The organism is Actinomadura livida, from assembly GCF_014648675.1.
Classification (GTDB): domain Bacteria; phylum Actinomycetota; class Actinomycetes; order Streptosporangiales; family Streptosporangiaceae; genus Spirillospora; species Spirillospora livida.
On sequence record NZ_BMRO01000013.1, the window covers coordinates 19,372 to 44,794 of the forward strand.

20 protein-coding genes and 1 tRNA gene are annotated in these 25,423 nt (G+C 70.5%); 18 read left to right on the forward strand and 3 right to left on the reverse strand.

All coding sequences use genetic code 11. The features are described from left to right. Positions 1–140: 140 nt before the first annotated feature. From istA to IEZ03_RS27775, 6 genes are all read left to right on the forward strand, one after another. Entirely contained in the window at positions 141–1,376 is a 1,236-nt protein-coding gene (istA, locus tag IEZ03_RS27750) for an IS21 family transposase (protein WP_184889520.1), read from the forward strand. Continuing rightward, positions 1,376–2,203: an IS21-like element helper ATPase IstB gene (istB, locus tag IEZ03_RS27755; RefSeq protein WP_184889518.1), complete on the forward strand. Its 828-nt coding sequence runs from the start codon at positions 1,376–1,378 to the stop codon at positions 2,201–2,203. Before istA ends, istB begins: the two co-directional genes overlap by 1 nt. 309 nt (positions 2,204–2,512) lie before the next feature. Beyond that, on the forward strand, positions 2,513–3,169 hold the full coding sequence (locus IEZ03_RS27760; protein ID WP_184889516.1) for a DUF6461 domain-containing protein: 657 nt from the start codon (positions 2,513–2,515) through the stop codon (positions 3,167–3,169). Between the two features lie 153 nt (positions 3,170–3,322). Continuing rightward, positions 3,323–4,228, forward strand: coding sequence for a hypothetical protein (locus tag IEZ03_RS27765; protein ID WP_184889513.1), 906 nt, complete (start codon positions 3,323–3,325; stop codon positions 4,226–4,228). After that, positions 4,225–5,112: a TRM11 family SAM-dependent methyltransferase gene (locus tag IEZ03_RS27770; protein WP_184889512.1), complete on the forward strand. Its 888-nt coding sequence runs from the start codon at positions 4,225–4,227 to the stop codon at positions 5,110–5,112. Before IEZ03_RS27765 ends, IEZ03_RS27770 begins: the two co-directional genes overlap by 4 nt. Positions 5,113–5,436: 324 nt before the next feature. Beyond that, positions 5,437–7,161 (forward strand): recombinase family protein, encoded by a 1,725-nt coding sequence (locus tag IEZ03_RS27775; RefSeq protein ID WP_221480917.1) that lies wholly within the window; start codon positions 5,437–5,439, stop codon positions 7,159–7,161. On the opposite strand, the gene IEZ03_RS27780 is transcribed toward IEZ03_RS27775, so the two are convergent. Further along, positions 7,126–7,211, reverse strand: a tRNA-Leu gene (locus tag IEZ03_RS27780). The genes IEZ03_RS27775 and IEZ03_RS27780 overlap by 36 nt on opposite strands. 116 nt (positions 7,212–7,327) lie before the next feature. Between IEZ03_RS27780 and IEZ03_RS27785 the strand changes: the two genes are divergently transcribed. From IEZ03_RS27785 to IEZ03_RS27795, 3 genes are all read left to right on the forward strand, one after another. Further along, complete coding sequence (locus tag IEZ03_RS27785) at positions 7,328–8,647, forward strand: M20/M25/M40 family metallo-hydrolase (protein WP_184889509.1); 1,320 nt, start codon at positions 7,328–7,330, stop codon at positions 8,645–8,647. 82 nt (positions 8,648–8,729) lie between these two features. After that, on the forward strand, positions 8,730–9,389 hold the full coding sequence (locus IEZ03_RS27790; protein WP_184889507.1) for a hypothetical protein: 660 nt from the start codon (positions 8,730–8,732) through the stop codon (positions 9,387–9,389). A gap of 129 nt (positions 9,390–9,518) precedes the next feature. Further along, on the forward strand, positions 9,519–11,420 hold the full coding sequence (locus tag IEZ03_RS27795; RefSeq protein WP_184889505.1) for a chaplin family protein: 1,902 nt from the start codon (positions 9,519–9,521) through the stop codon (positions 11,418–11,420). A 163-nt stretch (positions 11,421–11,583) separates the two neighbouring features. Here IEZ03_RS27795 and IEZ03_RS27800 read toward each other — a convergent pair whose 3' ends face one another. After that, positions 11,584–11,769, reverse strand: a complete 186-nt coding sequence (locus tag IEZ03_RS27800) for a DUF5703 family protein (protein WP_021596264.1) — start codon at positions 11,767–11,769, stop codon at positions 11,584–11,586. Between the two features lie 247 nt (positions 11,770–12,016). On the opposite strand from IEZ03_RS27800, the gene topA reads away from it, so the two are divergent. The 9 genes from topA to IEZ03_RS27845 all read left to right on the forward strand — a co-directional run bounded on the left by topA (position 12,017) and on the right by IEZ03_RS27845 (position 24,294). Next, the gene (gene topA / locus IEZ03_RS27805) at positions 12,017–14,731 is read left to right on the forward strand and encodes a type I DNA topoisomerase (RefSeq protein WP_184889503.1); all 2,715 of its coding nucleotides are present in this window, start codon (positions 12,017–12,019) and stop codon (positions 14,729–14,731) included. Positions 14,732–14,759: 28 nt separating this feature from the next. After that, entirely contained in the window at positions 14,760–16,856 is a 2,097-nt protein-coding gene (gene tmk / locus IEZ03_RS27810; protein ID WP_184889501.1) for a dTMP kinase, read from the forward strand. Between the two features lie 27 nt (positions 16,857–16,883). Continuing rightward, positions 16,884–18,023, forward strand: a complete 1,140-nt coding sequence (locus IEZ03_RS27815; protein ID WP_184889499.1) for a DNA polymerase III subunit delta' — start codon at positions 16,884–16,886, stop codon at positions 18,021–18,023. A 173-nt stretch (positions 18,024–18,196) separates the two neighbouring features. After that, on the forward strand, positions 18,197–19,861 hold the full coding sequence (locus IEZ03_RS27820) for a S8 family peptidase (protein WP_229808626.1): 1,665 nt from the start codon (positions 18,197–18,199) through the stop codon (positions 19,859–19,861). Between the two features lie 129 nt (positions 19,862–19,990). Beyond that, on the forward strand, positions 19,991–20,491 hold the full coding sequence (locus IEZ03_RS27825; protein WP_184889495.1) for a low molecular weight protein-tyrosine-phosphatase: 501 nt from the start codon (positions 19,991–19,993) through the stop codon (positions 20,489–20,491). Beyond that, complete coding sequence (locus tag IEZ03_RS27830; protein ID WP_229808627.1) at positions 20,475–21,413, forward strand: fructosamine kinase family protein; 939 nt, start codon at positions 20,475–20,477, stop codon at positions 21,411–21,413. The genes IEZ03_RS27825 and IEZ03_RS27830 overlap by 17 nt, the downstream gene beginning before the upstream one ends. 89 nt (positions 21,414–21,502) lie before the next feature. Continuing rightward, a complete protein-coding gene (locus tag IEZ03_RS27835; RefSeq protein ID WP_184889493.1) occupies positions 21,503–22,513 on the forward strand; it encodes a hypothetical protein in 1,011 nt (336 codons plus the stop codon). A gap of 65 nt (positions 22,514–22,578) precedes the next feature. Then, positions 22,579–23,418, forward strand: coding sequence for a PSP1 domain-containing protein (locus IEZ03_RS27840; RefSeq protein WP_184890974.1), 840 nt, complete (start codon positions 22,579–22,581; stop codon positions 23,416–23,418). Positions 23,419–23,484: 66 nt separating this feature from the next. After that, on the forward strand, positions 23,485–24,294 hold the full coding sequence (locus IEZ03_RS27845; RefSeq protein WP_184889491.1) for a GNAT family N-acetyltransferase: 810 nt from the start codon (positions 23,485–23,487) through the stop codon (positions 24,292–24,294). Positions 24,295–24,304: 10 nt separating this feature from the next. Here IEZ03_RS27845 and IEZ03_RS27850 read toward each other — a convergent pair whose 3' ends face one another. Beyond that, positions 24,305–25,414, reverse strand: coding sequence for a fatty acid desaturase family protein (locus IEZ03_RS27850; RefSeq protein WP_184889489.1), 1,110 nt, complete (start codon positions 25,412–25,414; stop codon positions 24,305–24,307). Positions 25,415–25,423: the final 9 nt, after the last annotated feature.

The window sequence follows — 25,423 nt, forward strand, 5'->3', positions numbered from 1 at the left end:
TCTGTTCATAATCGCTCTGACCAGGGAAAACATGGTCCGCTGCTCGTGTGCACACGGCGTCAGTCGCCAGAGTGTCGGCGGCGCTGCAAAACTGACCCCCTGTGGGCGCGCGAACCCTGACCCCCTCCACTCTCTGGAGGGTGATCAAGGTGGAGGACTGGGCTGAGATCCGTCGGCTGCATCGGGCCGAGGGGATGCCTATCAAGGCGATCGCCAGGCGGTTGGGGATCGCGCGGAACACGGTGCGCAAGGCGTTGGCCGCATCGGAGCCGCCGAAGTACCAGCGGGCGCGGAAGGGGTCGATCGTGGACGCGGTCGAGCCGCAGATCCGTGCGCTGTTGAAGGAGTTTCCCGAGATGCCGACGACGGTGATCGCCGAGCGGATCGGCTGGGAACGGTCGATGACGGTGCTCAAGGACCGGGTCCGGTTGCTGCGGCCGGAATACAAGCCGACCGACCCGGCATCGCGGACGAGCTATCGTCCGGGCGGGCTCGCCCAGTGCGATCTGTGGTTTCCGCCCGTTCAGGTGCCGGTCGGCGGGACCGTCCGGACGAACCTGCCGGTGCTGGTGATGGTCTGCGGCTATTCGCGCTGGCTGATGGCGCGGATGCTGCCCTCGCGGGCGGCTGGGGACCTGTTCGCCGGGATGTGGGCGCTGCTCAGCGTGCTGGGCGCCGTGCCCAAGACGCTGGTCTGGGACAACGAGTCCGCAGTCGGCGGATGGCGGCAAGGCCACCCGCAGCCCACCAAGGACGCCGTCGCGTTCGCCGGGAGCCTGGGGGTGAGGATCTGGCAGTGCCGTCCCGGTGACCCGGAGGCCAAGGGGCTGGTGGAGCGCGCGAACGGCTATCTGGAGACCTCGTTCCTGCCCGGCCGGATCTTCACCTCACCGCAGGACTTCAACGCCCAGCTGGCCGGCTGGCTGGAGCGGGCGAACCAGCGGCAGCACCGCCGGATCCAGTGCCGTCCGGTCGACCGGCTGCCCGCGGACCTGGCCGCGATGGTCGAGCTGCCGCCCGTCCCACCGCTGGTGGGCTGGCGAACCTCGACCCGGCTGGCCCGCGACCATTACGTCCGGGTCGCCTCCAACGACTACTCGGTCCACCCCTCGGCGATCGGCCGCCTGGTCGAGATCGTCGCCGATCTGGAGCAGGTGACGGTGGCCTGCGCCGGACGCACCGTTGCCCGGCATGACCGGTGCTGGGACATCCACCAGTCCCTCACCGACCCCGACCACGACCAGGCCGCCCAGAAGATGCGCCGCGCCCGGCTGCAGGCCGTCGCCCCGGCCGAGACCGAGGTCGAGTTCCGGCAGCTGGCCAGCTATGACGCGCTGTTCGGCATCGGTGCCGATGTTGAGGGCGGTGTTGCGTGATGGCCACCGGCAAAACCACCACCACGACCAGTGCCCAGGTCACTACCAGCGGCCGGAACGTCATCGCCGAGCTGGCCTATCTGACCCGCGTGCTGAAGGCACCGTCGTTGGCCGCCTCGATCGAGCGGCTCGCCGAACGGGCAAGGGCCGAATCGTGGACGCACGAGGAGTTCCTGGCCGCCTGCCTGCAACGCGAGGTCGCCGCCCGCGAGGCGCACGGCGGCGAGGGCCGCATCAAAGCCGCCCGCTTCCCCGCGCGCAAATCGCTGGAGGACTTCGACTACGACCACCAGCGATCGTTGAAACGGGACGTCATCGCGCACCTGGGCACGCTCGACTTCGTCACGGCCAAGGAGAACGTCATTTTCCTGGGACCGCCCGGAACAGGAAAAACGCATCTGTCGACCGGGCTGGGCATCCGGGCCTGCCAGGCCGGACACCGGGTCGCGTTCGCCACTGCGGCCGAGTGGGTCGCCCGCCTGGCCGACGCTCACGCCGCCGGCCGCCTGCAGGAAGAACTGGTCAAGCTCTCCCGCATCCCGGTCCTGGTGGTGGACGAGGTCGGATACATCCCGTTCAAAGCCGAGGCCGCGAACCTGTTCTTCCAGCTCGTCTCGTCCAGATATGAGAGGGCGAGCTTGATCGTGACGAGCAATATGCCCTTCGGGCGCTGGGGCGAGGTCTTCGGCGACGACGTCGTCGCCGCGGCCATGATCGACCGGCTCGTCCATCACGCCGAGGTCATCTCGCTGAAGGGAGACAGCTACCGGCTCAAGAACAGAGACCTCGGCCGCCCACCAGCGGCCAGAAACGACCACGAACAGTAACTCAACGAAAACACCAGGGGGTTACGGTTCACGCGCCCTCAGGGGGTCACGCTTGGCGCGCCGTTGACACAGAGGTCAAGCACAGCCATGTGCTTAAAACGCCGCTGACCAGCATCAACACGTGCTCGCGAGAACCCCAACCAAGAAAGATCAAAATTAGGCGACCCGTTGCGGCCGTGATGTCACTGAGCGAGGTGCCAAGACGAGAACAATGCGGCAGCAGCCCAATTGCGCTGCTGCTGGGCATGTCAGTCGTAGACGGCATCTGTTGTGAAACGCTTGCTTCTCGGACCCCGAGGAGGAGGCAAGGTGGCTGATCGGCTCTCTCAGTTCACCTGGCTCGACAAGCCAGGTGAGAACGCCCGATGGCTAGGAGAAATCTTCTGCGTGTCGTTCTTCCGTGGGCTCTCCCCGGTCGAAGTCCTGGATCGGTTCGGCCCCGAAGGAACGACTGGTATCGGACGAGAGATGACGATCCATGATCTTGGGGAGGTCGTCGGAGACTTCGTCAGGAAGACGCAGGGCGGATCCGGTGGCGGATACGTCGGGGTACGTCAGGTCGATGGGTGGAGCATGGCCATCGAGCTGCTGGGCTGGTATGCCGTGCGGCCTGACTACCTCACCCGCCTTTCTCGAGGATGCGAGATGGTCGCTGTCTCACGGCACGCTTACGCGGACGACTCTTTCGTGTACGCGGTTGACGGCGAGCTGATCACCGGGTTCGACCCTCACCTGCCGGGCTCACGGTGGGGCAGCGAGCCAGACAGAATCAACCCGGACCTACACAAGCTGGGGCTCCCCACAGAGATCTTGCACGATGAGGCTTGGGAGAAATCCTGGCACCGCCTGTACGACCAAAGAATCCTTCGTGCGTTTGCGCTGGCAGCGGAGATCACGGGCGTAGTGTTCACATCCAGCCTCCTCGACGGGCCGCTCTTGGTGGGACCCATTACCCAACAGGCATAGAGGACGGCCCAGCGGCGCGGTCAATACGACTCGTGATGCGCCGGCAGAGTGAACGCGGGCAGAAAAACGCGCTGCGCCTGTCCAAGATCGGGGGTGTCGGGGTCAGTTACTTGGTGAGACAGGGGACCGGGCGACCATCACGGGTCACCCAACATGACCAGCACCAACAAGCCGAACCCGACACCGGCCAGCGCCGCGCGGCAGCTCCTTCCGCTCACCGTCTGGCTCTGCCCGGACGACACCGCCGACCAGCCCACCCATGACGCGCAGCCCTGCCAAGGACCGGCCCACCGGGCTCCACAAACTCGTACCTGCGAACGGCACCTCGGCACGAGCAGCTCCGGGCTCGCACGCCACCTCATCACCACCACAACCGATGAACACGACCTGATCGCCGAGGCGTTCACCAGCAACGCCGCCACCCTGCGCGCGGCGGCTGAACTCGACCGCCGCGCCGTCGCGTGCGTCCCGCACTTCCCGCTCGCCCGGCACATCGGCGCGCAGCTGCGTGAACACCTGTCGCATGAACAGCTCGGCCGAGTCGCGATGCGGCCCTGCCGGGCCGACCAGATGCACCGCGGTATCGCCGACCAGTCCGGAGAGGTCGCGTTGGTGGTCGCGGCACCGCCCACGGCCGGAATCCACATCGCCGAACCGAAGCCCAGGCAAGCGCGAGGGTCGTGCCCGGCGTGCCTTTCGGACGTCCTGACCAACAGCGCGTTTCGCTCCCAGACTTTCCTGTCGGCGGCCTACCGGGTCCTGCGCCCCGGAGGCCACCTCGCAGTCGTGACCACGGCCAGACACCACCATGGACGCCTCATCGACCCCGCACCGGCAATCATCCGCGAGGCCCGCAAGGCCGGGTTCCGCTACAGCCAGCACATCATCGCCGTCCGCGTCCCCGTCCAGGGCGACACCCTCCTCATCCAGGCCGGTCCCGGCAGCATCGGCCAGCTCCGCGACATCCGCTCCCGTGCCATGCCCCCGGCGGCTCGCGTGCACGCCGATATTTGCCTGCTGACACGACCGGGCGGCAGCGACCAGGGAGGTCGCCGATGAACATGAACACCCGCACCGAGACCGGCGCGCTGGCGTCCGTCCTGCTCACCGGCCAGCAACCTTCACGCGTCCAGCGCAAGGGCCGCTACACACCCGAGTCGATGGCGCACCCGGCCAAGATGCTGCCCGCCATCGCCGAACAGGTCATCACCGTCTACACCGAGCCCGGGGACCTGGTCATCGACCCCATGTGCGGCATCGGGACCACGCTGGTCGAAGCCGTCCATCTGGGACGCGACGCCACCGGCATGGAGTACGAGGCCCACTTCGCGCAGATGGCCGCCAGCAACCTCCGCCACGCCCGCGCCCAGGGAGCCACCGGCACCGGACAGGTCGTCCACGGCGACGCCCGCAACATCGCCACCGCGCTCGCCGACCTCACCGGAACCGCCGCGCTCGTGCTGACCTCTCCTCCCTACGGCGCGACCACCCACGGGCACGTACGCACCGGCAGAGACAACGGTGGCGGAAAGATCGACAAGGCCCACAACCGGTACTCCACCGACCGTCGTAATCTCGCCCACCGCCCGACCGCCGAACTCGTCGCGGGCTTCGGTCAGATCCTCACCGGGTGCGCGGCGCTGCTGCGCCCCGGCGGAGTCGTAGCCGTCACCGTCCGCCCCTTCCGCGTGGCCGGCGAACTCGTCGACCTGCCCGGCCAGGTCATCACCACCGCCAACGAACACGGCCTGGTCCTGGTCGACAGGCTTGCCGCCCTACTGTGCGGACTTCGCGACGGACAGATCGTCACCCGCGCGTCGTTCTTCCAAATGATCGAAGCTCGCCGCCTTCGGGAACACGGCATCCCTGCCATGGCCACCGCCCACGAGGACCTGCTGCTGTTCCAGGCGCGTACGGGACCGCGTCCCGGAGGGGGCCAGTGAACTTTCATCGTCGTTCCGGTGAGGAGGCCGGCTGCTCGCCGATCACCTGTTCGTCGCGCAGCGTCGCGGGCTTGACGGGGCTTGACCTTGTTCTACGAGGTCGGGCTACATCGACCGGCCGGTTCCGGTTCGGCAGCGCCACCGGGCCGGTCGGGGCGGTCACTCGATGAGGGCCCCGGACAAGAGAAGACGACAGATCCGGGTCTCGGTACCGGACGATCCACCACAGCTCACACCGGACGCCGCTCGCGTCCTGCTGCGGATCGTGCTTGCCGGAAGCTCCCGCCCAGGCCCGGAACCCAAGCGCCAACAGGAGAAGAACGAATGACACTGTCGAACGTGCCAGTGCCGCTGCCTCAAGCGGCCGTCCAGCAGCAGGGCTTGAGGTTCGCCTTCTACGGGCGGGTCTCGACCGAGGACAACCAGGACCCAGCCGCTTCACGCGCCTGGCAGCTCCGCCGCGCGCGGGGCCTCGTCGAGCCCAAGGGCGGAGCGATCGTCGCCGAGTACTTCGACGTCGACAAGTCTCGCTCGATCCCGTGGGCCCGCCGTCCGCAAGCCTCGGCGCTGATCGAGGCGCTGAAGAACCCGGTCCGCGACTTCGACGCGGTCGTCGTGGGGGAGCCGCACCGGGCCTTCTACGGCAACCAGTACTCGCTGACGTTTCCGCTGTTCGAGCACTTCCGGGTGCCGCTGTGGGTGCCGGAGGTCGGCGGCGCGATCGATCCGGCCAACGAGGCCCACGACATGATCATGGGAGTCTTCGGCGGCCTGTCCAAGGGTGAACGCAACCGGATCAAGATTCGCGTCCGGTCGGCCATGGCCGCGATCACCGCGACCGAAGGCCGCTACCTGGGCGGACGCCCGCCCTACGGGTACGAGCTGATCGACGCCGGACCGCACCCCAACCCGGCCAAGGCGGCAGACGGCAAACGCCTCCGCCGCCTCGTCCCTCATCCGGCCTACTCGCTGGTCGTGAAGTGGATCTTCGCCCAGTTCATCGGCGGGCGCGGCTACTTCGACATCGCCGAGGAACTCACCCGTCAGGGCGTGCCGTCCCCGTCGGCAGCCGACCCGGATCGCAACCCGCATCGTGTCCAGGTGGCTTGGTCGAAGTCTGCGGTGCGGGTCATCATCACCAACCCGCGCTACACCGGTCGCCAGGTCTGGAATAAGCAGCGCAAGGACGAGGTACTGCTCGACGTCGATGACGTCGCTCTCGGCCACACGACCAAGCTGCGCTGGAACGACCGCGCACAGTGGGTGTGGTCTGAGCAGCAGGCCCACGAACCGCTGGTGTCGGTCGAGGACTTCGAGCGCGCCCAGGCCATTCTGGCCTCGCGCGGGCGCGGTCCGACGACGCACAAGCCACACCGGTCCCGGCGCCCGTATGCGTTCCGCGGGTGCCTGCACTGCGGCTACTGCGAACGCAGGATGCAGGGCAATTGGAACAACGACCAGGCGTATTACCGGTGCCGGTTCCCGGCCGAGTACGCGCTCGCCAACAAAGTCGTGCACCCCAAGGTCGTCTACCTCCGCGAGGCCGAAATCATCGAGGACATCGACACCTGGCTCGTCACAGCGTTCTCACCGGCCCGGATCAAGGCCACGATCGAGGCGATGACCGCGCAGGCCACCGGTACCGAGAACACGGCCGCGACCCACCTGCGCAAGCAGCTCGCCACATGCAACCAGCAACTGAACCAGTACCGCGCCGCTCTCAACGCGGGCGCCGACCCCGCCCAGGTCGCGAAATGGATCAACGAGGCGGAACAGGAACGCGCCCGGCTGGAAGGCGAGTTGAAGACTGTGCCAGCAGGCCAGGCGATGAGCAGTGACGGGCTCGCGGAGCTCCTGCGCCAGACGGGTGAACTCGCTCAGGCGGTCGTCCGTGCGCACCCTGACGACAAGGCGGATCTCTACGCGAAGCTGGGGCTGAAGATGACGTACTACCCCGAGAAAAAACTTGTGGAAGCCGAGGTCATCCCGACTTCCACATGTGCAAATGGTGCGTGTCCGAGGGGGGACTTGAACCCCCATGCCCCGTAAAGGGCACTAGCACCTCAAGCTAGCGCGTCTGCCTATTCCGCCACCCGGACCGGTTGCAGGCCGCAGGCTGCGCTGCGGCCGGTTCACCATACCAAAGGAGACGAGTCGCGGCGAAGTCGATCGGGGGGCACCATGGGGACGGTAGGTGTGGAGACTAGGCGCGAAGGTGATCACTGTGGGCCAGCAGCCGACCGCTGAGGACGAGGTCGTCCGGCTCTGCCAGGAGCTGATCCGGATCGACACCAGCAACCCCGGGGATCATTCGGGGCCGGGGGAGCGGGCTGCGGCCGAGTACGTCGCGGAGAAGCTCGACGAGGTCGGGGTGGAGTCGCGGATCCTCGAGTCGCATCCGGGGCGGGCGAGTCTCGTGGCGCGGATCGAGGGGGAGGACCCGGGGCGGGACGCGTTGCTGCTGCACGGGCACCTCGACGTGGTGCCGGCCCAGGCGGCGGACTGGACGCGGGACCCGTTCGGCGGGGAGATCGCGGACGGGTGCGTCTGGGGCCGCGGGGCCGTGGACATGAAGGACATGGACGCGATGATCCTCGCGGTGGTGCGGCAGCGGCTCCGGGAGGGGCGCAGGCCGCCGCGGGACGTGGTGCTCGCGTTCCTGGCCGACGAGGAGGCCGGGGGCAAGTGGGGCGCGCAGTGGCTGGTGAACGAGCATCCCGGGTTGTTCGAGGGGTGCACGGAGGCGGTGGGGGAGGTCGGCGGGTTCAGCCTGACGGTGCCCGGGGACCGGCGCATGTACCTCATCGAGACGGCGGAGAAGGGCATCGCGTGGATGAACCTGACCGCCGACGGGACCGCGGGGCACGGGTCGATGGTGCATCCGGACAACGCGGTGACGGCCGTGGCGGCGGCCGTCGCCAGGCTCGGGTCGCACGAGTTTCCGGTGCGGCTGACGAAGTCGGTGCGGGCCTTCCTGGAGCGGGTCTGCATGGCGTACGGGGTGGAGTTCGATCCGGAGCGGCCGGAGGAGTGCCTGGAGAAGATCGGGCCGATGGCGCGGATGATCGGGGCGACGCTCAAGAACACGCTGAATCCGACGCGGCTGGACGCCGGGTACAAGACGAACGTCATTCCGCAGAGCGCCACGGCTCAGGTGGACGGACGCTTTTTGCCCGGACATGAGGCGGAGTTCTTCGCAGTGGTGGACGAACTTCTCGGTCCGGACGTCAAGCGGGATTTCGTCCATTACGACCATGCGGTCGAGACGGATTACGAGGGTGCGCTCGTCGCGGCGATGGAGGCGGCGCTGACCTCGGAGGACCCGGGCGCCCTGCCGGTCCCGTACTGCCTGAGCGGCGGGACGGACGCCAAGTCGTTCGCGCGCCTCGGCATGCGCTGCTTCGGTTTCGCGCCGCTGAGATTGCCCCCAGAGTTGGACTTTTCCGGAATGTTCCATGGGGTGGACGAGCGCGTTCCGGTGGACGGCCTTCGATTCGGCGTCAGGGTGCTCGACAAATTCCTTGATCGCTCCTGAATTTGCCGACGCCATTGCGTTGCGTGGTGCTATCGTCACCATTCGTTGAGGGTGGTGCGGGCGCTACGGAGGTCGTCGGGTGGTGGGGTACGCGACGCGGCTCGGGACGGTTCCCGTCCGGCTGCGCCGCGTCGCCGCCTCGCGGGCCGTCCGGCGGCTGCTGATCCTGGGTGGGCTGCTGATCGCGGCCTGGTTTCTCGGGAGCGCGGCGCAGACCGCGCATGCGAGCGAGCTGCCCGTCGAGCCCTCGAAGATCATCGAAGAGGCGCCCGTGCTGGGCGACGCGGTCAAGACCGTCCACCGGCCCGAACCGGTGCGCCAGGTCGTCCGGTCCGTGGCGGAGAAGCCGCGCGGGACGGAAGTGGTACGGGACGTGCCGCCGGTTGCGGCGGCTCCCGAAGTGCACGAGGCCGGCGTTTCGGCCGCTCCCGTGCAGAGGCCGCAGCTGCAGCGTCGTGCCCCCGAGCGTGAGCGCGCCGAGGCGGCCGTCAAGGCCCCAGCGGCCCAGGACGAGATCTCGCCACCGGCCGTCCAGGATCCTCCGGCTCCGATGCCGGCGCCGGACCGTCCCGCCGAGCCCTCGGCCGCCGGTGGATCCGCCTTCTCCGGCGTGACGGCGGCCGTCCCGAACGTCGCCGCGTGGGCCTCCGCCCCGCCGCGCACGTCGGGCTCGCACGTCTTCAGCGTGGTTCCCCCGGCCGTCCGCACCGCCGCGGACGAGCCGTCCTTCGCGCCTGACTGACACCCCACATTCTCCGGACGCGTGCCCGTGCGGCTCGGGCGCGCCGATCCGGCCATCCGCCGTGCCCTCGCACGGCAATTCCCCCAGACACACGTGCAACGTGCGTCCCCCCTTCACGAACGGAGCATCATGCGAACGCGGGCAAAAGGCATATCTCGTGCCGCCGTGGTCGCCGCGGGCCTTGTCGCCCTCGGCGTCACCGCCACCCCGTCCCACGCCGACGTCACCAGCGGCAACGGCGGAGTGCTGAGCGGCAACCAGATCGACATACCGGTCTCCGTGCCGGTCGACGTCAGCGGCAACGGCGCCTCCCTGCTCGGGACGAGCCACGCCGCGTCCAAGGGCGGCGCCAAGGTCCGCGAGACCGGCGGCGGCGCGCAGCAGACCTCCGGCAACCACGGCATCGCGTCCGGAAACCAGATCAACGCCCCCATCTCCCTGCCGGTGAACGTCTGCGGCAACGGCGCCGCCGTCCTCGGGCACGCGGACGCGGGCTGCAAGGGCGGCGCGAAGGTCGAGGACGGCGGAAGCGGCGACCAGGCCACCAGCGGGTCGGGCGGCATCCTGGCGGGCAACCAGGTGAACGCGCCGATCTCCCTCCCCGTCAACGTGTGCGGCAACGCGGTCGCGGTCGCCGGTGCCGCGGTCGCCGGCTGCGAGGGCGGCGCCAAGGTCAAGAACGGCGGGCACACGGGGTCGGGGCAGGAGACGTCCGGCGTTCTCGGCGTCGGCAGCGGCAACCAGGCGAACCTGCCGATCTCCATTCCCGTCGACATCTGCGGCAACGCGGTCGGCAACGCCGCGGCGGCCTGCGGGGGCGGCGCGTCCGTCCGCAACGGCGGCCACCGGACGGGGCGACAGGTCACCAACGGCGCCCTCGGCGTCATCGCGGGCGACCAGGCCAACGCCCCGATCAGCCTCCCCCTCACAGTCTGCGGCAACGCCGCCGCGATCGTCGGGCAGGCGGGCGCGTTCTGCGAGGGCGGTTCCCACGTGCGGAGCCCCTCGGGCGGCGACCTGCACACGTCCGGAACGGCCGGGATCCTCGCCGGCGACCAGGCCCACGCACCGGCCAAGATCCCCGCGAACGTGTGCGGCAACGCCGCCGCACTGGTCGGCCAGGCGTCCGCCCTATGCCACGGCGACCACGGCGGCTACGGCGACCACGACGGTTACGGCGACCACGACGGCTACCGGACGACCGCGCCGCCCACCCTCCCGCTGCTCAACGCCCAGCCGAACGCGGGCGACATGGTCACGCTCAACGCCCTCCCGGGCCTGGGCGGCACGTCCCCCATCAGCGCACTCCAAGAGCTCGGCGTCCCCGCGTCCGACGCACGGACGAAGCCGAACCACGCACCCCCGTCCGCTGCCCTCAAGCCGCTCAAGCTTCCTGCGACGGCTGGCCTGACCGAGGTGAAGGGCGTGCCCGGAGCGCGGTCCGCAGACGACGTAATCCCGGGGCAGGGCGGTTCCTCTCCGGTCAGTGCACTTCCCGGGGCCGGTGACCTCGAGGTGGTCAAGCTCCCCGCGACGGGTGGACTGACCAAGCGGTCCGCGGGTGGCGTGATCCCCGGGCTGAGCGCATCTTCCCCGGTCGGCGCGCTTCCCGGGGCGGGCGACCTGAAGGTGGTCAGGCTGCCTGCGGCGGGTGCGCTGGCCGGGGTGCCGGGGGCCGGTGCGCGCGCGAACTCGCATCACGTGCCTGCGATCGGCGTTCCTTCGGAGGGTGCGGAGGTCGTCCGGCTGCCGGTGGCGCGCGGGCTGGACGGGAAGGTGCCCGGGACCGCGGGCGGGGTGGTCGTGCCCGGCTCGCCGGTCGTGCCGTCCCTGCAGGCGGTGGGGCTGGCGGAGGACGGCGGGATCGAGCTGCCGGCCGGGCTCGGGCCGGTGAAGCACGTCTCGGCCGAGCAGGCGATCGCCGCCGAGGACTCGGCCGGGGCCACGTGGACGTTCGGGGCCGCGGCGCTGCTGGCCTTCATGGCCGGGGCGCTGGGGCTGACCCGGAGGCTCAGGCTCGGCCGACGCTGAGCCGGAGCCGGAACCGCCGCGCTCTGCGCCGGTGAGAGACGCTTCGCCCGTCCCGGTTGGCGCGGCCCGGGGCGGGCGAAGCCTTCTCATCAGGAATTATGTTCACGTTGCGTCATTCGGGACGTACGTAGTGCTACGCTCCGGGCGGACCGGCGGGAACGGTTCAGAACGTGCGGACGGCGCGGATGACCTTGCGGCGGAGCTGAATACGGCGGCGGCCGTCCGGGTAGAGGCGCAGGCGGTCGATCTCCCAGCCGCCGCGCTCCGCGTGCTCGGTCAGGATCTGCCGCGCCGTGTCGCGTGTCGTTCCACGGGGCAGTGACAGGACGAGGTAGGTGTACTCCGCCATTGGGACCATTATTACTTGGTCTACCGGGATGCGGCACCGTACCGTGGCGACCCGGTCCGCGCGGCGTCCGGCGGCATGTCATCCTGTCTGGGGCGCGCGGCGATGAGAATCCCGTCCCGGGGCGGAATGACGGTGGTGAGGCGGCGGATGCGGACCGCGGGCATGAACGTGCCGTCCTGCGACGTTGTACCAAGCCGGTAAGAAAGAGCTTGTGTTAGAGGACCGAGACAGCGAGGTTGGAGCGACTGTGCCAGCCAACAACGGCACCGCGAACAGTGGCCGGGGCAACGGCGCCGGTACCCGCCTGGTGATCGTCGAGTCGCCCGCGAAGGCGAAGACGATCGCCGGGTACCTGGGTCGTGGCTACATCGTGGAGTCCAGTATCGGCCATATCCGGGACCTCCCGGGGAGCGCCTCGGAGGTGCCGGCCAAGTACAAGGGCGAGTCGTGGGCCAAGCTCGGCGTGAACGTCGAGCACGAGTTCGAACCGCTGTACGTCGTGAACGCCGACAAGCGGCAGCAGGTCCAGAAGCTGAAGAAGCTGCTCGCCGAGGCCGACGAGCTCTACCTCGCGACGGACGAGGACCGGGAGGGCGAGGCGATCGCCTGGCACCTCCAGGAGGTGCTCAAGCCGAAGGTCCCCGTGCACCGGATGGTCTTCAACGAGATCACCAAGGACGCGATCCAGCAGGCCGCCCAGAACCCGCGGTCGCTGAACCTGCGGTTGGTGGACGCGCAGGAGACGCGCCGCATCCTCGACCGCCTCTACGGGTACGAGGTCAGCCCCGTCCTGTGGAAGAAGGTCATGCCGAAGCTGTCGGCGGGCCGGGTGCAGTCGGTGGCGACGCGGCTGGTCGTGGAGCGGGAGCGGGAGCGGATCGCGTTCGTCCCCGCCCACTACTGGGACATCGCGGCGCAGTTCGACACCGGCCGGGACGAGGAGCCGAAGGCGTTCAAGGCCGGGCTCGTGTCCGTGGACGGCAAGCGGGTGGCGCAGGGCCGCGACTTCGCGTCCGACGGCACCCTGAAGGCGCGGGACGTGCTGCACCTGGACGAGGGCGCCGCCCGCGGCCTGGCGGAGCGGCTGCGCGGCCGGCCGTACGAGGTCAAGTCCGTCGAGCGGAAGCCGTACACGCGCAAGCCGTACCCCCCGTTTCGGACGACCACTCTCCAGCAGGAGGCCAGCCGCAAGCTGAACTTCTCCGCGAAGTACACGATGTCGGTGGCGCAGAAGCTGTACGAGAACGGCTTCATCACCTACATGCGAACCGACTCGATCACGCTGTCGGAGACGGCGATCACGGCGGCGCGGCGGCAGGCGGCGGCGCTGTTCGGCGCCGAGTACGTCCCGGACAAGCCGCGCGTGTACGCCTCCAAGGTGAAGAACGCGCAGGAGGCGCACGAGGCGATCCGCCCGGCGGGCGAGACGTTCCGCACCCCGGCGGAGACGGGCCTGTCCGGCGACCAGTTCCGGCTGTACGAGCTGATCTGGAAGCGGACGATCGCGTCCCAGATGAAGGACGCGGCGGGCCAGTCGGTGACGATCCGCGTGACCGGCCTGTCGACGCGGAACGAGCGCGCCGAGTTCAGCGCGACCGGCAAGACGATCACGTTCCACGGGTTCCTCAAGGCGTACGTGGAGAGCGCGGACGACCCGGCCACCGACCGCGACGACCAGGAGCGGCGGCTGCCGAACCTGGCGGAGGGCGACCCGCTGACCGCGGCCGCCGTGGACGCGGAGGGCCACTCGACCCGTCCCCCGGCGCGCTACACCGAGGCCAGCCTGGTCAAGGAGCTGGAGGAGCGGGAGATCGGGCGGCCGTCGACGTACGCCGCGATCATCGGCACGATCCTGGGCCGCGAGTACGTGTTCAAGAAGGGCACCGCGCTCGTCCCGTCGTTCCTGGCGTTCGCCGTGGTGAACCTGCTGGAGCAGCACTTCGGGAACCTGGTCGACTACGACTTCACCGCCCACATGGAGGACGGCCTCGACGAGATCGCCCGCGGTGAGGCCGAGCGCGTCCGCTGGCTGAGCCGGTTCTACTTCGGCGACGGCGAGAACTCCGAGGACGGCCTGAAGGAGCTCGTCAGCGACATCAGCGACATCGACGCCAAGGGCGTCAGCTCCTTCCCGATCAAGGGCACGGACATCATGGTGCGGGTCGGGCGCTACGGCCCCTACCTGGACCGGGACGGCGAGCGCGTCAACATCCCCGACGACATCGCGCCGGACGAGCTGACCGCCGAGAAGGCCGAGGAGCTGTTCGCGCAGCCGTCCGGCGACCGGGAACTCGGCACCGACCCGGAGACCGGGCACACGATCGTCGCCAAGTCGGGGCGGTTCGGCCCGTACGTCACCGAGATCCTCCCGGAGGCGGCGCCGCCCGCCGAAGGGGAGAAGAAGAAGCGGACGAAGAAGGCCGACGCCGCCAAGCCGCGCACGAGCTCGCTGTTCAAGTCGATGTCGCTCGACACGATCACGCTGGACGACGCGCTGAAGCTGCTGTCGCTGCCGCGCACGCTCGGCGAGCTGGACGGCGAGCCGGTCACGGCGCAGAACGGGCGGTTCGGGCCGTACATCAAGAAGGGCACCGACAGCCGTTCGCTCGGCTCGGAAGAGGAGCTGTTCACGGTCACGCTGGAGCAGGCGAAGGAGCTGTTCGCGCAGCCGAAACAGCGGGGGCGCCGGGCGGCGGCCGCCGCGCCGTTGCGCGAGCTCGGCAACGACCCGTCCAGCGGGAAGCCGGTCGTGGTGAAGGAGGGCCGGTTCGGCCCGTACGTCACCGACGGCGAGACGAACGCGAGCCTGCGCAAGGGCGACGAGGTCGAGTCGATCACCATCCAGCGGGCCGCGGAACTGCTCGCCGAGCGGCGCGAGAAGGTGGCGGCGAGCGGCGGGAAGAAGAAGCCCGCGAAGAAGACCACAACGCGTCGCCGAACCTCCGCGAAGTCCGGCTCCTAGGGACATCTACGCCGATACCCTGACCGACATGACCAGAACGGGCGCACACCGGCCGTACCCCGCAGCGTCCCAGCCGCCGGGTGTTTCGTCACATTCGTCACGCTCGGCGGACGGGCCGTTCCGGCGGCTGCGGTTCGCGCTGTCGCTGTCGGCCCTCGGCCTGTGGCTCGCCGTCCCGGCGCTGACCGCGATGGCCGCGGCGCTGACCCGCGACGAGGACGCCGCCACCCGCGCGCAGGCGGTGGGAGGCGTGCTGGCCCTGATGCTGCTGCCGGCGGTGCTGCTCGCCCCGGTCGGCGCGGCGCTCGCCGCCCGCGCCGACCGCCGGCTCATGCTGCTGATCGCCGACGTGCTGCGGCTGGTGGTCATCGTGACGGTGCCGCTGCTGGACCTGCTGCCGTGGACGCTGGCCGCCGCGTTCCTCGTCGCCTGCCTGAACCTGCTGTGGACGCCCACGGCACGGGTGTCGCTGCCCGCGATGGTCGCGCACGACGACCTGCGTCCCGGCGCCCGCCGCTGGGCGACCCGCGCGATCTTCGGCCCGGCGCTGTTCGCCGCGCCGCTGTTCGCCGTCCTCGCCCTGGTCGCGGACGGGACGCTCGGCCGCGGCTCCCGCGCCGACCTCGCCCTGTACGTGACCGCCGCGGTGTTCCTCGCCTCGGCCGCGGCCGTCGCCATGATCCGGGAGATCCCCGCGGAGCCGCCGCATCCGGTGCCGGCGCCGCTGAAGTCGCTCTTCCAGGGGCCGGGCACGGCCGCCGCCCGCGGGCTCGGCCTCGCCGTCGCCGCCGCGTCCGTCACCGCGGGCGCGGTCGTCGCCGTCGCCCGCGTGCACACCGGCGAGCTGGGCGGAGGTGACGCGGGGTACGGCAGCGTCCTCGCCGGCCTCGCGTTCGGGCTCGCGTTCGGGCTGTTCCTCGGACCCCGCGCGCTCGTCCCGTTCAGCCGCCGGCGGCTGAACGGGCTCGCGGTCATCGCCGCCGCGCTCGCGCTCGTCGTGATCGCCCTCGTGCAGAACCTCGTCGTCGTCGTGTTCGTGACCGGTTTCCTCGGGGTGTTCGCGGGGGCCGCGTGGTCGACCGGCACCGCCGCGGCACGCGAGGGCACGGCCGACGCGGAGGCGCCGGAGGACAGCCGCCCGGCCGCCTACCTGCGCGCGGTCGTGCTCGTCACCGCCGTGGTCGCGTTCGCCGCCGTCCCGCTGATCGCCGGGGTGGTCGGCTCGCACCGCATCGAGCTCGGCGGCGCCGTCTACGACGTCGACGGGTCCGGCGCCGCGATGCTCGCCGCGGCCGTCGTCGCGCTGCTGCTCGGCGCTGTCGCGTACCGGCGGCTGGACGACCGGCGCGGCATCCCCCTCGGCCCCGACCTGCGCGCCGCGCTGCACGGCGAGATCTACACGCCGCCGGAGCAGGCCGCCGCCGCGGCGCAGCAGCAGCCCGTCCGGCGCGAGCGCGGCGTGTTCATCGCGTTCGAGGGCGGCGAGGGCGCCGGGAAGACCACCCAGGCGCGGCTCGCCGCGATCTGGTTGCGCGACCACGGCTACGACGTCGTCACGACGCACGAGCCCGGCGCCACGAAGATCGGCATGCGGCTGCGCGCGATGCTGCTCGACCGCGACACCACCGGCCTGTCCGACCGCGCCGAGAGCCTGCTGTACGCGGCCGACCGCGCCGACCACGTCGCCAACGTGATCAAGCCGGCGATCGAGCGCGGCGTGATCGTGGTGAGCGACCGGTACGTCGACTCGTCCCTCGCCTACCAGGGGTTCGGGCGCCAGCAGGCGGTCGAGGACATCGCGCGCGTCAACGCCTGGGCGACCGGCGGGCTCGTGCCGGACCTGACCGTCCTGCTGGAGGTGCCGCCGCAGACGGGCCTCGGCCGGCTGTCCGCGCCCGCCGACCGCATCGAGTCGGAGTCGCAGGAGTTCCACGAGCGGGTCCGCGCCGGGTTCCGCGCGCTGGCGGAGGCCGACCCGGACCGGTACCTGATCCTGGACGCGAGCCGCCCGCAGGGGGAGCTGAGCCGCGAGATCCAGTACCGCATCCGCGAGATCCTCCCCGACCCCGTCCCCGCCGGGACCGAGGACGCCACGAGCACCTTCCCGGTCATCAGGGACTTCTGACCGCCGCGGCGCGGTTAGCCTCTTGCCATGAGCGTCTGGAATGACCTGGTGGGGCAGGAGCCCGTCGTCGCGGAGCTGTCGGCCGCCGCGGCGGGACCGGCCGCCCCGGCGCACGCGTGGCTGTTCACCGGGCCGCCCGGGTCGGGCCGCGTCGCCGCGGCGCGGGCGTTCGCCGCGGCGCTGCAGTGCCGGGAGACGCCGCGGGGCTGCGGGCACTGCGCGTCCTGCCACCAGGTCCTCCAGGGGACGCACGCGGACGTCGAGGTCGTCCGTCCGCAGGGGCTGTCCTTCGGGATCAAGGACGCGCGCGCACTGGTGCTGCGGGCGTCGTCGTCGCCGAGCGGGAGTGCCTGGCAGATCGTGCTCTTCGAGGAGGCGGACCGGGCCACCGAGGGCGCGGCGAACGCGCTGCTGAAGGCGATCGAGGAGCCGCCGCGGCGGACGGTGTGGCTGCTGTGCACGCCGTCGCCGGAGGATCTCCTGGTGACGATCAGGTCGCGGTGCCGGCTGGTGACGCTGCGGACCCCGCCGATCGCGGCCGTCGCGGACATGCTCGTCCAGCGGGACGGTGTCGACCGGGACACCGCCGAGGTGGTGGCGCGGGCCGCGCAGGGGCACATCAGCCGTGCGCGGCGGCTCGCCTCGGACCCCCGGATGCGCAAGGTGCGCGACGACGTGGTGGCCGTTCCGCGCCGGCTGACCGGGGTGGGCCCGGCGGTCGCGGCGGCGGGGACGCTCGTGAAGGCCGCCGAGGCGGAGCGGGACTCGCAGACGGCGGAGCTGGCCGAGTCGGAGACGTCGGCGTTGCGCAAGGCGCTGGGGGAGAGCGAGAAGGGGCGGATGCCGCGCGGGACGGCGGGCCCCCTCAAGGACCTCGAAGCCCGCCAGAAGTCGCGGGCGACGCGGGTGCTGCGCGATGCGCTGGACCGTACGCTCCTCGACCTCGCCTCCTACTACCGGGACGTGCTGACCCTGCAACTGGGGGCGGGCAGTGACCTCGTCAACATCGACCTGGGCCCGGAGCTGCGGACGGCCGCGCAGAACGGCCGCCCCGAGGACACGCTGAAACGCCTCGACGCCATCATGATGTGCCGGGAGCGATTGGACGCGAACGTGAATCCGCTGCTGGCGTTCGAAGCGCTGACGCTCACGCTGCGTACCGGATGACGTGAGCCTTACAAAAACTGCTCCCATTCGTTACATTTCCGTACGCACCTCTCAATGAACACACGAGTAACGTCACCTGGCTGATCATCGACCGAACCGGGCTATCCCCCCAACGGCCAGGAGGTTCTGCTTTGCGGCGAGCGTTGATTTCCGCCGCGTGTGCCGTCACCACAGTGACGGCCCTCGCGTTCCCCGCGTCCGCGGCCCCGAATCCGGGGCACGCGAACGGCGAGGAGTCGGAGTACGTCGTCCTCTACAGGGAGGGCGTGCAGCCCGGCAAAGCGCGTCAGGCGGTGAAGGAGGCCGGAGGCAAGGTCGTCCACGAGAACCGCGATGTGGGCGTCGCGACCGTCCGCTCGAAGAATCCGCAGTTCATCCGCGCCGCGATGCGTGAAAGGGAACTGGAGGGTGTCGCGCACAACCGGATCATCGGAAAGGCGCCGAAGGCGCCGAAGAAGAAGGTCGCGAAAGTCGAGGAGACCGTCGGCGACAAGGCCACCGTCTCCCTGACCGGCAAGCCGTCGAAGGACACCGAACCGCTGGCCGACCTGCAGTGGGACATGAAGCAGATCCACGCGACGGCCGACGGCTCGTACCAGAGGGAGCCGGGCGACAAGCGCGTCCTGGTCGGCATCCTCGACACGGGCGTCGACGGTGACCACCCGGACATCAAGCCGAACTTCAACCGGAAGCTCAGCCGCAACTTCACCCGCGACATCCCGACCGACGGGAACGGCGACGAGCTCGACGGGCCCTGCGAGTTCGAGTCGTGCGTCGACCCCGACGACTGGGACGACAACGACCACGGGACGCACGTCGCGTCCACGATCGCCTCGCCCCGCAACGGGCTCGGCATGGCGGGCGTCGCGCCGAACGTGTCGCTCGTCAACCTCCGCGTCGGCCAGGACTCCGGCTACTTCTTCCTGCAGCCGACCGTCGACGGCCTCACCTACGCGGGCAAGACGGGCATCGACGTGGTCAACATGAGCTACTACGTCGACCCGTGGCTCTGGAACTGCGTGAGCAACCCGGCCGACAGCCCTGAGGCCCAGCTCGAGCAGAGCACCATCATCAAGGCGACGCAGCGGGCGCTGAACTTCGCGCACGAGCGCGGCGTCACGCTGATCTCCGCGGCCGGGAACGACTTCGTCGACTACACGAAGACGAACACCGACAGCGGCAGCCCCGGCTTCCCGTCCGTGCCGGGCGAGGAGCCGTACGAGCGGACGATCCCGCCGGAGTGCGTGTCGATGCCGTCCGAGGGCGACCACGTCATCCCGGTGTCGTCGACCGGCCCGAGCGGCCGCAAGTCGTACTACAGCAGCTTCGGCGACGGCTACGTCGCGGTCGCGGCGCCCGGCGGCGACAAGGTCGACACCGCCGACCAGCGTCCGGACGACCGCGCCGGCATCTGGGCCGCCTACCCCGAGCGGCTCGCGAAGGCCCGCGGTGAGCTGAACGCCGACGGGACGCCGAACGTGCCGTACCTCGTCCAGAGCTGCAAGGCCGACGACTGCGCCTACTACCAGTCCATCCAGGGCACCTCGATGGCGTCGCCGCACGCCGTCGGCGTCGCCGCGCTGATCGTCAGCAAGTACGGCCACCGGGACCGCCACAACGGCGGCCTCACCCTTAGCCCGCGCCGGGTCGAGCAGGTCCTGCGCGGTACCGCCACCGCCAAGCCCTGCCCGAGCCCCCGGACGGTGGAGTACGTCTGGTACGCCCGGTCGGGCGACGAATGGGTGAAGCGGACCTCGACCCAGACCTGTGAAGGGTCGAAGGAGAGGAACGGGTTCTTCGGCAACGGCATCGTGGACGCGCTGAACGCCGTCCGCTGAACCCTGGCCTGAGACCCACCCCAGGGACGCGGCCCCCAGCCCACGTGGCCGGGGGCCGCGTTCTTTGCGTAGCCCCTGGGCTGCGGCATCGGCAGGCTCCGGTTTTGATGCCTCGGGCATGATGAGGGCATGTCGTACCGAGTCACGTTCGTCTGCACCGGCAACATCTGCCGCTCGCCCATGGCCGAGTGGGTCCTGCGCCATCACGTGGAGGAGGAGGGGTTGGACGTCGAGGTGGACAGTTCGGGCACCGGGAACTGGCACGTGGGCAACGACGCCGACGAGCGGACCGTCGCCGCGCTGGCGCGGGCGGGATACCGGTCCGCGCACATCGCCCGCCAGTTCGAGGCCGGCTGGTTCGACCGCTACGACCTGATCGTCGCGCTGGACGAGGGCCACAAGCGCGCACTGCGGGCGATGGCGCCGGACGAGGAGGCGCGCGGAAGGATCCGGCTGCTGCGCGAGTTCGACCCGGACGCGGGCCCCGATCTCGACGTCCCCGACCCCTACTACGGCGGCCGCGACGACTTCGACCTCGTCATGGAGCAGGTGGAGGCGGCCATGCCGGGCCTCCTGGAGGAGATCCGCGCCGCGCTCAAGGAGGCTGAGCCGGGTGAGGGACGGGCTTGAGCGCCTGCTCGGAACACCGGTCGACGACCTGACCGACCTGGGGTCCAGCCACTCCTGGACGCTGCACCGCGCGTCCCTGGCCGACGGCCGCGAAGTCTTCGTGAAGGCCGCCTCTGCGTCGTTTTGGGGGGACGACCCCCCAAACCCCCCGGCAACCGCCTCTGCGTCGTTTTGGGGGGACGACCCCCCAAACCCCCCGGCAACCGCCTCTGATCAGGAGGACGTCTTCGCCGCAGAGGCCGCCGGGCTGCGGTGGCTGGGGGAGGCAGGCCCCGGGACGCCCGTCCCCGAGGTCGTCGCGGCGGACGGCGGCATGCTCGTCCTGCCGTGGCTGCCGTCCGCGTCGCCCACCCCGGCCGCCGCCGAGCGCCTCGGGCGCGAACTGGCCGCCCTGCACACCGGCGCCCGCCCGCGGGCCTACGGGGCGCCCTGGGACGGCTACATCGCCGACCTGCCGCTGGACAACACGCCCGACGACCGCGGCTGGCCCCGCTGGTACGCCGAGCGCCGGCTCGAACCGTTCCTCCGCCGCGGCGCCCGGCACCTCTCGTCCGGCGACGTCCGGCTGGTCGAGCGGGTGATGGCGGACGTCGAGGCGCTCGCCGGGCCGCCGGAGCCGCCGAGCCGCATCCACGGCGACCTGTGGTCGGGCAACGTCCTGTGGACCGGCGACCGGGCGATGCTCATCGACCCCGCGGCGCACGGCGGCCACCGCGAGACCGACCTGGCGATGATGGCGCTGTTCGGGACGCCGCACCTGGACCGCGTCCTAGCCGCCTACGACGAGGCCGCGCCCCTTGCGGACGGCTGGCGCGCACGGGTCCCGCTGCACCAGCTGCATCCGCTCCTCGTGCACGTGGCGCTCTTCGGCGGGTCGTATCGTGCTTCCCTGGTCGATGCCGCGCGGGCGGCGCTCGGCTGACGCCGCCCGCGACTCCGGTGCGGAGCGGCGCTTGCATGAGGTAGAAACGACGGGCACGGGCAACGGAAGGGCAGGTGCGGGTCGACCCCATGAGCGACAGGCGCGAGGATCCACCCCCCGGGACGAGCCTCGGCTCGTGGAAGGGACTCGTCCCCATCGGCGTCGCCGCCGCCGCGGCGCTCGTCATCGGCGCGGGCGTGGACGTGGTGCGGAGCCACCAGCGCGCCGCGAAGAAGGAGAGCGAGGCCAAAACCTCGGCTGAGGCCGCGCAGACCCCGGCGCGCTACGTCGTCGGGATCACCGAGTCCGGTGCCGCGCTCGTCGTCCGGGACACGCAGACCGGTGACGACGTCGGCCTCCCCGTCGCCGCGCCGCCGGACCGCCGCTTCCACCGCGTCGCCCCCGCACGGGACGGCTCGTACGTCGTCGCGTCCTACGCCGGCAGGGACGTGGCGTTCCAGCGCTTCTTCCTGGACGAGGACGGGCGCCCCAAGTCCCTGGAGGACATCGCGAAGGCCGGCATCTCCGGTACGGGCGCGTCCACCAAGTGGTCGGAACTCGCCGTGAGCTCGAACGGCGACCGCTTCGCCTACGTCACCTACAAGGGCATGCGCGCCCGCGTGGAGGTCGTGTCGTTCCAGGACGGTGCCCGCAAGGTGTGGACGACGAAGTCGCCCGGCCGTATCGGCAGCCTCTCGTGGTCCGGCGCGACGCTGTCGTTCGTCTGGAGCCCTGTCCGGGCGGTGGGCGGCGAGGTCAAGGAGACCAAGCACGAGGTCCGCACCCTCGACACGGACGGTGCCGGGGGCGACCTGAGGGTGAGCAAGGCCCTCATGCCCCTCCCCGAGGGCGGCACGGCGGCGGTCTTCTACGGCAAGGGCATCGCCGTCGGCATCATGAAGAACTCCCAGCTCTCCGTACAGGCGTACACGCTGGAGGGGCAGCCCGGCGAGGTCGTGTGGCAGCAGAACGTGAAGGGCGACCTCACCGACCTTGACGCGACCCCCATGGGCAATGGCTTCCTCGCCACCGCCGGCGACCTCTATCCACAGGGCACGCACCCCGTTCCCGGAGAGGACCTCACCGACGCCGCCTGGTGAGCGGCCCGCCTGGACGGCCTAAAGTGGATCGCACGAAACCGGGCGAACGGAGCGAAACCGTGGGCATGGTGATGGCAGTCAGCTTCACCCGTTACGGCCGGCTCTACTACCTCGACCCGGGTCCGCACACCCCGAAGGTCGGCGACAAGGTCCTCGTCCCGACCGACTCGGGCCCCGAGGTCGCCGAGTGCGTGTGGGCGCCGCAGTGGGTCTCCGACGACATCGGCGGCCTCCCCGAATGCGCCGGCCCCGCCACCGACGAGCACCTCGCCCGCGACGAGGCCAACCGCCGCCGCCGCGCCGAGGGCCGCTCGATCGCCAAGCGGCTCATCCGCAAGCACGACCTCCCGATGAAGGTCATCGGCGTCGACTACCTCGACACCGACAACGTCTTCAAGATCTACTTCACGGCGCCGCACCGCGTCGACTTCCGCGCCCTCGTCCGCGACCTGGCCCGCGGCATCAAGGCGCGGGTCGAGCTGCGGCAGGTCGGCCCCCGCGACGAGGCCCGCCTCCAGGGCGGCATCGGTCCCTGCGGCCGCGACCTGTGCTGCGCCACCTTCCTCAAGGACTTCGAGCCGGTCTCCGTCCGCATGGCGAAGGAGCAGGACCTTCCGGTCAACCCGCTGCGCATCGCCGGGGCGTGCGGGCGGCTGATGTGCTGCCTCAAGTACGAGCACCCCCTCTACGTCAAGGCGCACGAGCGGATGCCCGCCCTCGGCTCCCGCGTGGAGACTCCCAGCGGGCCCGGGCAGGTCGTGGGGCGCAACGTCCCGTCCGACAAGGTCACCGTCCGGCTCAACAGCGGCGGGCGCTGCTCCTGCCCGTCCGCCTCGGTCTGCTCGCCGCGCCGCCAGCACGACGCGCACTACAACGACGGCGAAGGCACCGGCGACGCGACCTGACCGGCCGCAAATCCGGTTGTGGCGCGGTCCGGGGCAGATCTATGGTCGCGTCCCGTGGATGGGGATATGCGATTGCTCGGAATAGACGAGCTCGGTGCCTGCCAGCGGCTCGCCAAGGACCGGGGGTGGGGGCCGGAGGACCACAAGTGGCGCTTCCTGTTCTCCGTCGGCCACGTCTACGGCGTGGACGACGGGAACGGCGAACTTGCCGGGACGGTGGTGTGCACCCCTTACGGGAAGGACGTCGCCGCCATCAGCATGGTGCTGGTCGCCAAGCGCTTCGAGCGGCGCGGCCTGGGCGGACGGATGATGCGCCACGTGATGGACGAGGCCGGGACCGCCAGCACCTGCCTGACTGCCACGGATTATGGGCGTCCGCTGTACGAGCGTATGGGCTTCAGGTCCATGGGGCTGTGCACCACGTACACGGGAGTGTCCGAGGGGTCGTCCCACCGGAGCGCGACCAAGCCGGTAGAGGAAGCCGACATGGCCGCCGTCCACGCACTCGATACCGAAGTGTTCGGCGCCGACCGCTCGCAGGTGGTCGACGGATTGCCAACGTTCTGCGAGACGCTACGGGTCGTCCGGGACGGGACAGGCATCGCGGGCTACGGCGGCGCGTGGCGCAACGGCGCCCAGGTCATCGTCGGCCCTATCATCGCGCAGGACGCCGAAACCGCGCTCACGCTGGTGGACGAGGTCGTCCCCGAAGGGCTGGTGAGGCTCGACATCGACCACCGGCACCCCGAGCTGATCGACTGGGCGGAGCGGCACGGTCTGCGTCCCGCGTTCACCACGACGATCATGGAGTTCGGCGCCCCCGTCGCGAACGACCCGTCCCGCCTCTTCCTCCCGGTGGCGCAGGCCCTCGGCTGAACCGCGCCGCTCAGCCGGCCTTCGCCGTGCGCGCCCCACCGGGCAGGGCGTACCGGAAGATCTTCTTCCACGTGCTCGTGACCTGCTTCGACAGCGACCCCGTGTGGTACGGCAGGTCGTACTTCTCGCAGAGCTGCCGGACGCGCGGGGCGATCTCGGCGTAGCGGTTGCTCGGCAGGTCCGGGAACAGGTGGTGCTCGATCTGGTGGCTGAGGTTGCCGCTCATCAGGTGGAGCAGCGGCCCGCCCGTGATGTTGGCCGACCCGCAGAGCTGCCGGACGTACCACTCGCCCTTCGTCTCGCCCTCCAGCCGCTCCTCCTCGAACACCTCCACGTCCCCCGGGAAGTGCCCGCAGAAGATGATCATGTGGGCCCAGAAGTTGCGGACGACGTTCGCGGTGAAGTTCGCCGCCAGCGTGGGGACGAACTGCGGGCCGGTGAGCAGCGGGAACGCCAGGTAGTCCTTGCCCCACTGGCGGCGGATCTTGCGGCCGATCGCGCGCAGCTTCTCCTTGGTGACCTCTTCGTCGTGCCGGCCCGTCCGGATCTTGTCGATCTCCAGGTCGTGCACCGCGACCCCGTACTCGAAGAACATCGCGAGCAGCAGGTTGTAGAGGGGCTGCGCGAGGTAGACCGGGGCCCACTTCTGCTCGGGCGCGATCCGCAGGATGCCGTAGCCGACGTCGTTGTCCTTGCCGAGCACGTTGGTGAACGTGTGGTGGACGAAGTTGTGCGAGTGCTTCCACTGCTCGGCGGGGGAGACGTTGTCCCACTCCCACGTCGTCGAGTGGATCTTCGGGTCGCGCATCCAGTCCCACTGGCCGTGCATGACGTTGTGCCCGATCTCCATGTTCTCCAGGATCTTCGCGACGGCGAGCGTCGCGGTCCCGGCGACCCAGGCGGGCGGCAGCGAGGACGCCATCAGCAGCGCGCGGCCGCCGGCCTCCAGGCCGCGCTGCCAGCGGATCACCCGCCGGATGTAGGCGGCGTCGCGCGCCCCGAGCGTCGCGGTGATCTCGTCGCGGAGTGCGTCGAGCTCGCGGGCGATGGTCTCGTAGTCCTCGGGCGTGAGCCGGTCCGCGGTACCGGCCTCCGGGGCCTTGGTCGTGGTGACGGTCATCGTCGTGCT

Bases quoted from the DNA above. Each gene is read 5' to 3' on its own strand.
- tmk (WP_184889501.1), top strand. From the start codon at position 14,760: ATGACCAGAACGGGCGCACACCGGCCGTACCCCGCAGCGTCCCAGCCG.
- IEZ03_RS27770 (WP_184889512.1), top strand. From the start codon at position 4,225: ATGAACATGAACACCCGCACCGAGACCGGCGCGCTGGCGTCCGTCCTG.
- IEZ03_RS27800 (WP_021596264.1), bottom strand. From the start codon at position 11,769: ATGGCGGAGTACACCTACCTCGTCCTGTCACTGCCCCGTGGAACGACA.
- istB (WP_184889518.1), top strand. From the start codon at position 1,376: ATGGCCACCGGCAAAACCACCACCACGACCAGTGCCCAGGTCACTACC.
- IEZ03_RS27845 (WP_184889491.1), top strand. From the start codon at position 23,485: ATGCGATTGCTCGGAATAGACGAGCTCGGTGCCTGCCAGCGGCTCGCC.
- IEZ03_RS27765 (WP_184889513.1), top strand. From the start codon at position 3,323: ATGACCAGCACCAACAAGCCGAACCCGACACCGGCCAGCGCCGCGCGG.
- IEZ03_RS27825 (WP_184889495.1), top strand. From the start codon at position 19,991: ATGTCGTACCGAGTCACGTTCGTCTGCACCGGCAACATCTGCCGCTCG.
- IEZ03_RS27850 (WP_184889489.1), bottom strand. From the start codon at position 25,414: ATGACCGTCACCACGACCAAGGCCCCGGAGGCCGGTACCGCGGACCGG.
- IEZ03_RS27775 (WP_221480917.1), top strand. From the start codon at position 5,437: ATGACACTGTCGAACGTGCCAGTGCCGCTGCCTCAAGCGGCCGTCCAG.
- IEZ03_RS27840 (WP_184890974.1), top strand. From the start codon at position 22,579: ATGGTGATGGCAGTCAGCTTCACCCGTTACGGCCGGCTCTACTACCTC.
- IEZ03_RS27795 (WP_184889505.1), top strand. From the start codon at position 9,519: ATGCGAACGCGGGCAAAAGGCATATCTCGTGCCGCCGTGGTCGCCGCG.
- IEZ03_RS27835 (WP_184889493.1), top strand. From the start codon at position 21,503: ATGAGCGACAGGCGCGAGGATCCACCCCCCGGGACGAGCCTCGGCTCG.
- IEZ03_RS27815 (WP_184889499.1), top strand. From the start codon at position 16,884: ATGAGCGTCTGGAATGACCTGGTGGGGCAGGAGCCCGTCGTCGCGGAG.